Origin of the sequence: Streptomyces sp. ME02-8801-2C (genome assembly GCF_033793965.1) — a bacterium.
Lineage (GTDB): Bacteria > Actinomycetota > Actinomycetes > Streptomycetales > Streptomycetaceae > Streptomyces.
This window is the reverse complement of sequence record NZ_JARAXP010000010.1, coordinates 121169-134728: the sequence shown is the minus strand read 5'-3', so window position 1 is coordinate 134728 and position 13560 is coordinate 121169. Positions and strand designations below refer to the sequence as shown.

The 13560-nt window shown below is 69.1% G+C and carries 3 protein-coding genes and 1 pseudogene; 1 reads left to right on the top strand and 3 read right to left on the bottom strand.

Translation table 11 applies throughout. The features are described 5' to 3' along the window. Window positions 1-30: 30 nt before the first annotated feature. From PV396_RS30375 to PV396_RS30365, 3 genes are read right to left on the bottom strand one after another with little or no spacing between them, the layout of a single operon-like run. Window positions 31-387 carry a hypothetical protein gene (locus PV396_RS30375; protein WP_319210113.1) on the bottom strand — a complete coding sequence of 119 codons (357 nt, stop codon included), beginning with the start codon at window positions 385-387 and terminating at the stop codon, window positions 31-33. A 29-nt stretch (window positions 388-416) separates the two neighbouring features. Then, entirely contained in the window at window positions 417-6872 is a 6456-nt protein-coding gene (locus tag PV396_RS30370) for an RHS repeat-associated core domain-containing protein (RefSeq protein ID WP_319210111.1), read from the bottom strand. 53 nt (window positions 6873-6925) lie between these two features. Next, the gene (locus tag PV396_RS30365) at window positions 6926-10480 is read right to left on the bottom strand and encodes a LamG-like jellyroll fold domain-containing protein (RefSeq protein ID WP_319210330.1); all 3555 of its coding nucleotides are present in this window, start codon (window positions 10478-10480) and stop codon (window positions 6926-6928) included. 954 nt (window positions 10481-11434) lie between these two features. Between PV396_RS30365 and PV396_RS30360 the strand changes: the two are divergent. Continuing rightward, window positions 11435-13528, top strand: a pseudogene (locus PV396_RS30360) (RHS repeat-associated core domain-containing protein); the annotation flags it as partial. Between the last annotated feature and the right edge of the window lie 32 nt (window positions 13529-13560).

The following is a 13560-nucleotide window of genomic DNA, read 5'->3' as shown; positions in this document are numbered from 1 at the left end:
CGTCTTCCTCGTAACGCTTCTCTTCGCTCGCTACACGCGTTCGAACCGTTGCGGCAGTTCGCCGGAATCCCACAGACGATCGAGTTTCCGGAAGAAGAGATCGCTGTCGGATTCCATGTCGATCCTGTCCGCACGGGACAGCGCGGCCAGGGGATCCGTGAACCGCAGCCCTGTCGGCCTCGGGCCCGTGTTCCCGGTGAAGTGCCCGCAGGAGGCGCACCACGTGTAGCTGATCACGGTCTCCCGGCCGGGCCCGCGGTCGGAGGCGTACATATAGGTGCGCACCGCGATGTTTCCGCAGACGGGGCACTCCCGTTCCCTCGGTTCGTCAATGAACCGAGGACCGGCGCCCAGCGCCTGGACATGCCTCCAGTCGTACGATTTCACGGGTCGCCTCTCACCGGTCTCGGGTCGCTTCACCGGCCTGATCTCCTGTTGAAGAGATCAAGCATTCTCAGTCCGTATGCCTCTGCGGCAGACTCCTTGCCACCGAAGTCGGCCAGACCCATCGTCGCAAAGCTCTGGTGATGGTAGGCCTCGTGGAAGATCGTGGTGACCGCCGTGTCCATGTCGGCGAGACCCATGTCCGAGATCTGGATCGCCGGCCGCCCGCGGGGACCCAGTTCCGGCAGACCTCCCGGGTGCGGGCTGTAGCCGTAGGCGAGCAGGCCGTCCGCCGTCGTGATCTCCGGGACGTGCACGATGTCGAAGTGGTCCACGCTCATGCCGGCCCGGCCCAGCGCCATCTTGACGTGCCTGACGCTCACGCCCGCCCCCTTCTGGCCTCCGGGCGCCTTCTGGGAACTCCCCCGGTACGCGCCCGCCGAGCGGACACCGCTGCCGGCCGTCGACGCCGCTTCCGAACCGGCGGCAGCCGCACCGGACGATGCCGCCGCCTCGGACTTGGCCGCCGTCTTGGCCCCCTTTGCCACAGCCGCGGCACCCAGCCCGGCGACGCCCGCGGCTCCCGCGACCACCGCCCCGCCTTCGCCGATCACCCCGGCGGCCGCTCCTGTGACAGCGGCCCCCAGGCCACCGATCTCGGCCCCCGCCGTGAAGCCCTCGGCACCCGCCACCAGGACGGCGCCGCACGCGCCCGCCGTCGCCGCCACACAGGCGACCGCGCCGACCACCACCGCCGTGGCTACCACGGCCGCGATCACGGGGTGTCGCTCAACCGCGTGGTAGGCCTTCTTGGCATAGCAGGAGAAGGACCAGCCGCAACTGTGGTGCGAGCTTCCGCCCCCGCCCCCGCCGCTGTGGTGGGTCGTCGAGCTGCTGCTGCTGTTGAGCGCGCCGGTGTCGACCAGTGCGGACGAACCCTGGGGTTCGCAGTCGATGGCACAGACGTTGATGGTCGGGTCGCTGGCCCAGTTGTCCAGGCCCGTCGGGTCGCTGCCCGTGATCGGGTTGTCCGCCGCGTACGTGTACCCGTCGATCTGCTGGGCGTCCGCCAGCTCCAGGACCGGGTCGTCCGAGACGAACCGGCCGGTCGTCGAGTCGTACTCCCTCGCCCCCAGGTGCGTCAGCCCCGTCACCGTGTCCTGCACACCGCTGACGAAGCCCTTGTCTCCCAGCCACGACCCTGAACTCGGCTGCGTACCACGCGTGTTGCCGAACGGGTCGAGCCGACGCCGCGCGATCGTCTGCGTCGCCGCGTCCACGGCCGTCTCCGCGGTGTCGTGCGCGTCCGTCACCTGCCACTGCAGGCTGCCCGTACTCGTGCGCACCGCGACCGTCTGGCCCGCCCACGTGTAGTAGCGCGTGCCCGTGGTCGTCGTCGCGCCCTTGGCGAGGTGCACCTCGGTGTCGCCCAGGTACAGCGTCGTCCCGGAGTCGTCACGCGAGAGCAGCCGGTCGCCGTCGGCGTCGTAGAGGTAGGAGGCCGACGTCCCGTCCGCGTTGGTCACCTTGGCCAGGTGGCCCTCGGAGTCCCAGTCCAGCGTCTGGGTCGTGCCGCCCAGGGTGCGGGTGCGGGTGTTGCCCGAGTGGTCGTACGTGTAGGAGTTCGTGGTCGTGGCGGAGCCCACGACCGTGCTCGACGACGTCAGCGTGTGCGCCTGGGCCGTGCCCTGGGGCGGATAGACGAACGACGTCGTCGCGTCCGAACCGCCTGTCGTGGTGGCGTGGTTGGTCTGCGTCCTGCGGTTGCCCAGGTCGTCGTAGGAGAAGCTCTGCCAGTACGGCGCCGGGCCGCCGAGGACCGCCACGGATGCGGCGGCGGCGCAGCCGTCCGTCGCCGTCCAGGCCTCGGTGAGCCGGTCGTGGCCGTCGTAGCGGTAGCACTGGACGTCGTCGGTGCCGTCGGCGTGCGTGGCGACCTTCGTCGGGTTGCCCGCGTCGTCGTAGCTGTAGGACGTGTCCTGCACGGGCGCCGACTGCGCGTCGTCGGTGACCAGTTCACGCTGGAGACGACGGGTGCCGTCCTCGTAGGTGTTCGTGATCTGGAGCCACTTGGCGGTGTCCGAGGAGGAAACCCCCAGCGTGAGCTGAGTGATGTCGCCCTGCTTCGAGTAGTTCGTGTTCTGGACATAGCCGGTGGTGCCACTCAGCGTCGTCGGCATGCCCAGGTCGTTGTAGCCGTACTCCAGCGACTCCGAAGCAAGACCGCCGGCTGCCGGGTCGGAGGAGACCTGGACGGTGCCGTCGAGGTTGTAGCCGGTCGTCGACGAGTACGTGCCCGCCAGCGCTTCCTCACCCGTGACCGACGGGACGACCATCCGGGTCACCGTCGGCCGGTACAGGGAGTCGTAGGCGCCGACCTGGCTGATGTACGCCTGGCCGGACGAGCCGCCGACGTACCGGATCGCCGACGTCGGCTGCCCCTTGGCCACCGAGTCGAAGGTCCACTTGGCCAGTTCGTGCGCCGCGTCCTTGGTGCTGCCGTCGTAGAGGTCGGTCCTGCGGCCGAGGATGTCGTACGAGTAGCTGAGCGTCTTCGCATCGGACGTGCCGACCGCGCTCGTCGTCGAGGCGATCTGGTCCAGCTCGTTGTACTCCGTGCTCGTCGTGCCCGTGTCCGGGTCCGTCGACGTCGTCCTACGGCCCATCAGGTCGTAGCCGTACGACCACGTGTTGCCGTCGTCGTCGACGACCTCCTTCAGCTGGCCCTTCGGGTTGTAGGTGTACTTGATCGACGTGTAGGAACCGCTCGGTGTGCCGTTGTCGTACTGCCGGGTCTCGACCGTGCGGCCGAGCGTGTCGGTCAGGGTCGTGGTCGCGATGCCGCCCTTGGGCGGGGTGACGGTGGTGCGGTCGCCGCCGTACGCGGTGGAGGTCGTCCAGCGCTTGGTGCCGAGCGCGTAGAAGTCCTCCGCCGTGGCGCGGCCCGCGCCGTCGTAGGTGGTCAGGGTCTGGGACGGCACCGCCGAGGTGATGTTCGCCAGGGTCCCGGACGGGGAGGTGTTGTCGGTGTAGTCGGCGTCGGCCTCCACGGCGAGCCCGCGGCTGTCGTACTTGGTCTCGGCGATGACCCGGCCGCCGCCCGGCGCCGGGGTCTGCGTCTGGCGGGGCCGCAGCAGAGCGTCGTACAGGGCGTACGTCGTGTCGTAGGTCGTGCCGTCGTTGTTGAGTTTGCCCGTGGAGACCACGGAGGCCGCCGAGTTGGAGATGGCGTAGGTGTAGACGAGGCTCGCGGTCTGGCCCGAGGACTTGCTGCGGTTGGCCAGCCAGAGTTTGGTCAGCCGGCCCAGGCCGTCGTACGCGTAGTCCGTGCGCTTGCTGTTGGGGTCGACGACCGAGGTGGCCAGGCCGCGCGCCGGGTCGAAGTTCGTGGTCGTCGAGTAGCTCTTGGCGTCCGTGGTGACCGTGCTGGTGACAGGGCCGCCCGTGGCCGGGGTGTAGGTGGTCTTGCTGACCACGGTCTGGTCGGCGTCCTTGACGGAGTCGACGCGGCCCTGGGTGTCGTAGTGGCTGGTGGAGACCGTCTGGTAGACGGGGCTGCCGCTGCTGTACGACGACATGCGCTGGGTCGACGTCTCGTCGCCGAGGGTGGGGGCGGTGCCGTAGGACTGGCTGTCGTAGAGGGTGCGGACGTCGGAGACCACGTCGTCGGGGCGGGTCGGCGTCGCGCCGCAGGCCGTGTCGACCGTTTCGACGCGCACCGGGAAGGCCATCAGCCAGTCGGTGGTGTTGTTCGCGATCGTGGTGCGGGTGCACTGCTCGTCGCCCGTGACGGCGGTGTCGCCCGCGTCGTCAACGGTCAGCGCCACACCGGTCGTCGGGTCGTACGTCGTCGAGACCAGAGTGTCGCGGGTGCCGCCGGCGGACAGGTCGGTACGGGTGTGCACGGCCGCCGGGCGGGTGAAGTACGCGTTGCGGGTGCCGTCCGTGGCCGTCTGGTGGATCCACTGGTCGGTGATGATGCCGGACACCTCGGCGGAGCCGTTGTAGGTGACCGACTCCCGGACGTTACCGGCCAACGGGTCCGAGTCGGTGACAGAAGCCCCGGTGGAGTCGTCGACCTTGACGCTGCGCGTGGTCCCGTCGGACTGCTTGTCGCCGTCCATGCCGCGGAAGTACGTGGCGACCGTCTTCGTCCGGGTCGACTGCGCGTCGCCCGTGGTCGTGGTCACGCTGCCGTAACCGCGCCACTGCGACCAGGTCTTGCGCTTGGCGGGCGCGGTCACGTTGTCGGTGTCGTAGTGCCAGGCCGGGGAGCCGTTGTAGGTGTAGTCGGTCTCCTTCAGCGGGGCTCCGCCCGTCGGGTCCGCCTCGGTGACCTGGGTGACGACGTACTTGTGGAACCAGTCCAGTTGGGGATCCGGCGTGTACGGCGGCTGCCAGTACGTCGGGAAACAGCGCAGGGTGTCGGAGTCCGGCGCGCTCGGCATGGTCGTACCGGCGACGCACTGCGGGTCGGAGTAGTTGACGGTGAGGACCGAACCCGTCTCCGAAGTGATCGTCCGCACACGCCACTTGACCAGCGCCGCGATGTCGTCGTGGGTCGTGTCCACCCGGTTGTACAGCTGGATGCCCGCGAACGTGACCGGCGGCATGGCGGTCGTCGAACCGTCCTTGCCCGTACGGGTGATGGACTTCAGCCACAGCCCGGCCGAGGTGCCGTCACCCGGGTCGGGGAAGGAATGGGCCAACGCCCAGGAGTCGACGTCACGGTAGGCGGGGGTGGCGAGGCTCGCGTCCCACACACTCGTGGTGATGCCGGTGAGCCGCTTACGGGAGAAGAAGGTCGGCCCGGTGGCGCTGCAGACCTTGCCGGAGGCGCAGATCTGGTCGAAGGGCACGTCCGGCCAGTCCGAGGACGTGGACGAGGTCAGTGACGAGCAGTCCTCCGTGCTCGTGACCAGACAGCGCTCGGCGGTGGTGAAGGAGACCTTCTCCGGGGCGGTGCCGAAGACGGTGGAGGAGGTGACGCCGTAGTCGATGCGGCTGAGGTAGCCGCCACGGTCGTACACCGTGCCGTTGGCGGTCGTCGTGCCGCTCTTGGCGTAGTAGTTGGTCTCCTTGGTGTACCAGTACGACATCGCGTTGCCGTGCGGGTCCACGACGTAGTCCAGGTTCCAGCGCCAGGCCTGGGTGAGCGCACGGCCGGCGAGCGACGTGCCCTGGTCGTATCCCGGTTCACCCGAGTCGTCGCCGAACACCGGAGCGGTCCAGGTGGAGTTGGTGGCGGCGGCGCCGGTGGTCCAGCCTGGCAGGTGGTTCTTGCCGAAGACGTACTGGGTGCCGTCCTGGGTGGTGACCGTCCAGTACTCGCCGTCGTTGTCGCCGTTCGTGGCGCCCGTGGAGTGGGTGACGCGCTCACCGTCGTCGGTCTTGGGGTGCCACGCACCGGTCGTCGAATCCTTGATCAGCGGACTGGACTTGCCGCCGAGGACGAGGGTGGCGTTGTCGTTCGCCCAGCACTCGTCGTTCTTGCCGGACTGCCCGTCGTCGTCACAGGAGTCGTACGACCGCTCGATGTACCCGGTGGTGAGGTCGAAGCCCTCACCGACCCACGAGGGCTGGTTGTTGGTCGAGGGCAGCCGGCCGTCGACGCTCTGCGCGTCGTAGGTGAGCGAGAGGCTGGGCGACGGGCCCCCGTTGGACGGCGGCACCGACAGCGGGTAGGACCAGGTGAAGTCACCGCTGGAGCCGCCCGCGTTCCATGCCGCCGACGGGTTGAGCGGGGTCGCCGCGTAGGAACCGGCACCGGACTTGGTGTCGGCGGTCACGGCGAGGGCCATCGCGGAGAAGGTGACCGGGGTGGTGGCGGTGAGGGTGTCGGCCGACGTGTCGTTGGTGGTGGGCAGCGGAGTCGTCGTACGGCACTTCTTGAGCTTCGGGGTGGTCAACGCACAGGCGGGCAGGCTGACCAGGGACAGCCGGGAGGCGTAGTCACCGCCGTAGGCGTGGGCGAAGCGCGAATAGTCCAGTGTGAGGCGGGCCTTCGCGGTGGTCTTCTGGCCGTCGGCGCGGGCGAGGGAGAGTACCGCGCCATGGATGCCGAGAGCGGCGGCCGTCTGCTGCGAGGCCGTTCTGACGGTGACCTTCGTGGGGGCCGCGCCCTTTGCGGGCGCCGTCACCTTCACGGGAAGACTGCCGACCGGAGTGGACTTGGCGGCCTTCGCCACCACCTGGAGCGTCCTGGCGGAGGCGGTGGGCCAGCTCACCTGCCGGGACAGGATCTCGGCGGTACGGGCGGCGGCGGCCTTCGCCGGGTCGTTCCTCGCGGCTGTCCTGGCCTTGAAGGCGACCGCCGTACCGTTCTTGGCCGCCTGCGCCGCCACGGTGTGGTGCCCGTGACGCTGGGTCGCCCACACCGCGGGGGCGGTGCCGAGTCCGGCGGCCACCACGGCGCTCGCCGTGGCCCCGACGACCCACAGCCGTATCCGCCGCAACGGTTCCCGCCGTCTGCGCCCTTGCCCGCCCATGAGTGAACTCCCCGCGTTTCGAAGGTTTTTGAAGGCCGTGTCAGCGCTGTCGTCTACAGCGGTTGGGGCAGCTCGTTGACGTACATCTGGTCGATGTCGGTGTCCGACACCACACCCGTCCACACCCGTACGTCGTCCACGAGCCCGTCGGCGAAGTCGCTGTAGGCGCCCGTGCTGATCCGGCCCCGCCCGATGTTGAAGGTGCCGGTGGCCTGCCAGGGCGAGGTGAACACGACGCCGTCGCCGGTGTCGTCGTCCGTGTCCGTGTCGCCCTGCGCGCCCTGGCGGACTCCGTTGACGTACAGGAAGAGCTGGTGGTGGGCGCCGTCGTAGACACCGGTGAGCAGGGTCCACTCGCCGGGGTCGACCAGCTGGGCCGAGGCGATGCTCGCGGGCGCGGTGACGACCGTCGCGCTGGTGGAGTCGGCGGTGGTGCGGCCGAACACCCACATGCCCTGGGCCGAGCCGGCCGCCTGGTCGTACCACAGGCCCCAGGAGTCGCGGACGCCGCCGGACTGGGTGGCGATCCGCATGTGGTGGGCCACCGTGGTGTCGGACAGCGAGGCCGCGTCGAGTCTGGCCCAGGCCGCCACCGTGAAGTCGCCCTGTGAGTCCACGATCGGCCCTGTCGCGGTGGCGTTCGCGGTCGATGTGCCGTTCAGGGAAAGGACGTTGCCCTTGCCGCCGTCGGTGTCGGCAGCCCAGGTGCCGCCGCCGGCGACCGTGGCCGTGTGACCGTATCCGGAGGAGTCGGCGGCACTGGTGCCCGAGGTCTCCTCCAGCTGCCAGTCGGCGGAGAGCGACGGCTGGGCCTGCCCGGTGGACGCGTCGGTCATCGCCTGGAGGTCGGCGATCTCCTCCTCGGACAGGATCCGGTTCCAGGCGGTCACCTCGTCGACCTGGCCGGGGAAGTAGTCGCTGAACGCGCTGCCGTACTGGCCCCGGGCGATCTGCAGACCGCCGGTGCCCTGCCAGGGCGTGGTGAAGGCGACCGGGTCACCCTGCGGTACGCCGTTGACGTACAGCTGGATGGTCTGTTCCTGCGCGTCGTACACGCCCATCAGGTGCGACCAGACGCCGACTTCGGGCGTGGTGGTACCGATCGAACGGACGATGGTCGGCGCGGCCACGTCCGTGGTGTACCGGTTGAAGATCCACGCGTTGTACGAGGTCGAGTAGTAGATCGCGAACGTCGATCCGTTGACGCCGGCCTGGGCGACGGCGACCGAGTTGTGGGAGTTGCCGGTCAGCCGGGCCCACGCCGAGATCGTGAAACTCTTCGTGGTGTCCAGCACGGACGAACTCGTCGCCGCGTACGACGAAGTCCCGTTGGCCTGGAGGGACTTGCCGAGCCGGGCGAGTGAGGACCAGCCGGCCGAACCGGCCAGGGTCGCCGTCCGGCCACTCACCGAGTCGGTGGCCGTGGTGCCGGTGCCCTCCTCGAGGGACCAGTGGGCCACCGGGCCCGCGCCGGGCGCGACCTTGAAGGTGTACGTGTAGCTGAGCGAGCCGTTGCCCGCCGCGTCCCAGGTCTGGACGGTCAGGGTGTTGACCCCGCGCACGTCCGGCGCCAGGGACACCGTGTAGCTGGTGGTGGCCGTGGTGAAGGTCTTGGTCCGCACCGGGTTGTCGTTGAGCTGGTAGGTGTACTTGACCACGTCCGAGGCCCCGTTGGCCTTGAGAGTGAACGTCGCGGGGGCGCCCACGCCGCCGTAGGCCGTGCAGTCGTCCGGGCTGTCCGGGCTCGCGCACTCCTGGTACGTCGTCGAGTCGACGTCCGGCTGCACCGGCCTCGAGGAGTCGATCCGGAACCAACAGCCGCTGGTCCAGGCCGAGTACATGGAGCCGGTCGTGCCGTTGAAGGAGTACTTGTACTCGCTGCGGGCGCGGAACCAGTACGTCTGCCCGTTCGTCAGCGTCGGCGTCGTCCACGTACCGGTCGTCCCCGAGGTCGTGTACGCCGAAGGGCTGCCCGACCCTGCCAGCGGGTCGGTGACGGCGGCGTCGTACTTGTACACCTGGAAATTCGGCCGCAGCGTCGACTGCGAACCGTCCGCCGACTTCGGCGCCGCGCCCAGCGTGGGTGTGGTGTCCCGGATCACGACGGCAGTGGCGCGAGTCGTCGCGCAGGCCAGGTTCGGGTTGGAGAGCTTCACCCCGGTCGGCGTGGACGGCTTGGACACGAACGTCACCGACAGGGTCGGCTTGGTGTCCGACGGCGAGGCGAACTGCTTCCAGGCGATCTCGTCACTCTCGTCGGCGGCCCGCAGCCCGAGCGTGGTGGTCGACGCGGACTGCCCGGCGGTGTAACTCACGGCGCCGGTCGCGTCGAAGGAAACGTTTCCGCCGGGGCAGGAGGACGAGTAGCCCTTGGCGGTGGAAACCGAGTCGACCTGCGCGGACCAGGACGGCTGCGCGTTCCACGTGGTGCCCGAGGAGATGGACCCCGTACGCCACAACTGCACGCTCTTCGCTGTGCAGTTGGCCGACCACACCTCGAGCGCGTTGAAGGTCGCGGAGAGGATCTTCTTGCCGCCGAGGGTGTGGGTGTCGAACTGGTAGAGCGAGCGGGCCTTCTTGTTGTCCACCCACGCGTCGTAGCCGACACCCAGCGCGTGCGACGTCTTCCAGAACGACGTCGACGGCGAACTCGTCCACACCGTCGTCCACCCCGACAGCGACGCGCTGGTCGTCTGCGGGTCGAGCACCACCGGGTAGGTGGTGTCCGGATCGTCGAGGAACGCCTTGTCCGGCTTCAACGTCAGCGCACTGTCGGAGGCGGTCACGTCCATGGCCCTCGCCCGGGCTCCCGGGGCGGGCCCGTCGAGCGCGCCCTGGTCGGCGACGGCCGTCCGGACGGCGGCGGTTGTGACGTCGAAGGAGACCTGGGAGACGGTGTGGGCCGTCGCGGCCGGGGCGGCGGCCGGCGAGGAGTCGTACATCATCGCGGTGCCGGTGGTGAACACCGGACGCCCCTGGGCGTCGACGAACGCCGCGCCACCGGAGTGGGTGTCGTACGCGGAGACACCGTCGACCGAGACGGGAAAGCGCACACTCGCCAGAGCTGGACTGTCGGCCGCCGTACGGGACTTGACCACCAGGTTCTCGCTGAAGCCGTCCGGGGTCGCCTGCACCACCAGGTCGGTTCCGGGCAGGACGTCCGCGTACGTCGCCGTCGAGCCGTCGATGGTCGGCGTCGGCAGAGTCCAGGGCGAACCGACGCTGTAGGTCCTGCCGTCCTTCGTGATCCGCGCCAGCGGGTCGTGCGCACCGCCCCCGGAGAAGGCGACGTCCACGGCGGCGGCCTTCGGGGCGAGTTGCCCCCCGGCGGTGGCCGCGAGGCCGGTGTCGACGGGCACCCAGCCCGAGGCGCGGCGCACCCGCACCGGCTCGGGATCGAACTCGACGGTGAACGTGCCGTCCGGCTGCGCGGTGACCAGCTGGGTGGGCGTCGTCTCCGCGTCCACCGAGACGGACGAACCCGACCGGGCGGCCTTCAGCGACGCGGCCGCCTCGGGCGACAGGTCACCGGGGTCCTCCGTGGCCGAGGAGGCCCGCACGGGCGCGTCGGAAACGGCGTGGGCGCCCGCCGCGCCCACCAGTTGCACCAACAACGCAGATGCCGCCAGCCATCTCAGCCGTCTTCCGGCACGCCACATAGCCCGACCCCCGCACTCACAGATCCTTCAACTGCCATTCACAGCCGGGCGATCAAAACCTGAGGACTTCTTTAAGTCAATCAATCCCCCCACAAGCGATCGCCGACAAGCAAAGGAACAACCACATTTCCCTGATCAAGAGACCGGCGTAGCGCAAAGCGGGCCACAAAAAGGATGCGGTTGCCCCAATGGGAGTCCACCTTTTCCAGGCAAGCGGCAAGGAAAGACAAAACCTCCACCACATAAGGAACTTGCAAGAAAGTCGACGCCCTACTCATCCGGCCACCCCCGGACCCGGAATCACTGGCGAAGACGTGACGCCGTCCGTACAGGCCAGTTGGACCTCTCCAGAACGAGGTCCAGGAGCTGTTTGCCGGACGAGGCGGTCGTGCGCGCCAAGGCGCGTCGGCTGGAGCGCGGGCCGACTCCGGCCGCTGGGACAGGGTCTGCCAGACCTTGGCGATGACCGATCGAGCAGCGCGGCCTCATCGCGGACACGGCCACCACCGGACTCAAGTGACACGCTCAATTCGCCAGGCCGTCGCGGACACCCTCGGCCGGCCACAGGCCTGGGTGTTGCCTCGCCCGCGACGCCCCGGCCGGCGCGGGACTCGCCCGCCGCTCACTGACGCCAACTCCCTGGGACACACCAACCAGTACAAGTACAACGAGGCATACCGCGTCGTCCGGCACACCGACCCGCTCGGCGCGAGCACCCGGCAGGAGTGGGACCGCGACCACCAACTGACGGCCGTCATCAACCCGCTCGGGCACGCCACGCGTTACCGCTACGACGACGGCCGGGTCGTCGCGGTCGTCCGCCCGGACGGTCAGGAGCTCGCCTCCGAGTACGACGCACTCGGTCTGCCCACGACCATCACGGGGCCTGACGGCGCGGTCTGGCGCCAGGAGTACGACGAGCACGGCGACCGCACCGCTGTGACCGACCCGGCGGGAGCCACCACCCGATTCACCTACAACAGGACGGGACACCTGACGTCCGCCACCGACGCGCTGGGCAACACCACACGCGTCCGCTGCGACCGGGCCGGACTCCCCGTCGAGATCACCGACCCGCTCGGAGCGGCCACCCGCTACACCCGCGACAATTTCGGCCGTCCCGGAACGATCACCGACGCCCTCGGGAACGTGACCTGTCTGGAGTGGTCGACGGAAGGCAAGCCCACCCGTCGCATCGCGGCCGACGGCACCAGTGAGTCATGGGAGTACGACGCCGAGGGCAACTGCGTCACGCACTTCGACGCCCTGGGCGCTGTCACCCGCTTCGAGTACACCCACTTCGACCTGCTCACGGCTCGCATCGGCCCGGACGGCGTGCGCCACGCCTTCACGTACGACACCGAACTCCGCATCACGTACGAATACGACCTGCTGGGGCGCCGCACGCAGCGCACCACCCCCACCGGCGCGACCAGCCGCTGGAGTTACGACGCGGCGGACCGCCGCACGCTGCTGAACAGCGGCGGCCACCGAATCAACTTCGTGTACGACTCGGTCGGCCGAGAACTGAGCCGCCTCATCGACACGACCGCCACCCTGGCCCACACGTTCGACGATCGGGGCCGCCTCACGTCCCAGTACGTACGTGACGCGACCGGCGCAGACATCCAGCGGCGGGACTACACCTACCGAGGTGACAACAGCCTCGTCCGGCTGGACGACCGGCTGAACGGCACTCGGCACTTCGACCTCGACGCCGCAGGCCGTGTCACCGCGGTCCACGCCACGGACTGGACCGAGCGCTACGTCTACGACGAGGCCGGCAACCAGACCGACGCCTCCTGGCCCGCCGCCCACCCCGGCCAAGAAGCCACCGGCCCCCGTGCCTACGCCGGCACACGCCTCACCCGTGCCGGGAGCATCCGTTACGAACACGACGCGGCGGGTCGCATCATGCTGCGTCAGAAGACCCGCCTGTCCCGGAAATCCGACACCTGGAACTACACCTGGAACTCGGAGGACCGTCTCACCTCCGTCGTCACCCCGGACGGCACGCAGTGGCGTTACCTCTACGACCCACTCGGGCGCCGCATCGCGAAACAGCGCCTGGCGGCGGACGGCGTAACGGTGGTCGAACAGACCCACTTCACCTGGGACGGCGCCACCCTCTGCGAACAGACCACCACAGCAGCCGAGTTGCCCCGGCCCGTCACCCTCACCTGGGACCACCAGGGCCTGCGCCCCATCGCGCAGACCGAGCGCGTGGGCGCCCTCGACGCGCCGCAGGACGAGATCGACTCCCGCTTCTTCGCGATCGTCACCGACCTCGTCGGCACCCCCACCGAGCTCCTCGACGAATCCGGCACCATCGTCTGGCACACGCGCACCACGCTCTGGGGCGCGACATCCTGGACGGCCGACAGCACCACGTACACCCCGCTGCGGTTCCCCGGCCAGTACTTCGACCCGGAAACGGGCCTCCACTACAACTACCACCGGCACTACGACCCGGAGACCGCGCGCTACCTCACCCCCGATCCTCTCGGTCTCGCCCCGGCTCCCAACCCCTCCACGTACATCCACAACCCGCACATCTGGACCGACCCGCTCGGTCTCGCCCCACGCTGCGACGACGACCTCATCAACGCCTACCGCAAGCAGACCGATCACCCGCTGAGCAAGCGCATCCACATCGGCGAGGACGGCTCGGTGACCATCACCGGCCAGGGAGCGCTGTACGTCAACCTGAGCGGGGACATCGGCCACACGGTTCGGTTCCGTGGCGAGGGCGGACAGATCGTGGAGTTCCAGATTTCGGCCGATTTCAGGGAAAAGATCAGAAGAACCGCCATACCCCAGGAGCAGCCGGACGGGCTCGGATTCACCAAGGAGGAGTGGAGGAAACCCAAGAAGATCTGTCCAGAGATCTCGGACCCGACCATGGGAGACGACCTCTACGGGATCCCGAGCGGCATGCTCAACGAGTTCAGGGAAGAAGTGGCAAAGTACCCGGGCAGGGTAGTCAAGGAAGGCTGATGGGGCACCACTGACATGTTTCACGAAATCGA

Bases quoted from the DNA above. Each gene is read 5' to 3' on its own strand.
- PV396_RS30370 (WP_319210111.1), bottom strand. From the start codon at position 6,872: ATGGGCGGGCAAGGGCGCAGACGGCGGGAACCGTTGCGGCGGATACGG.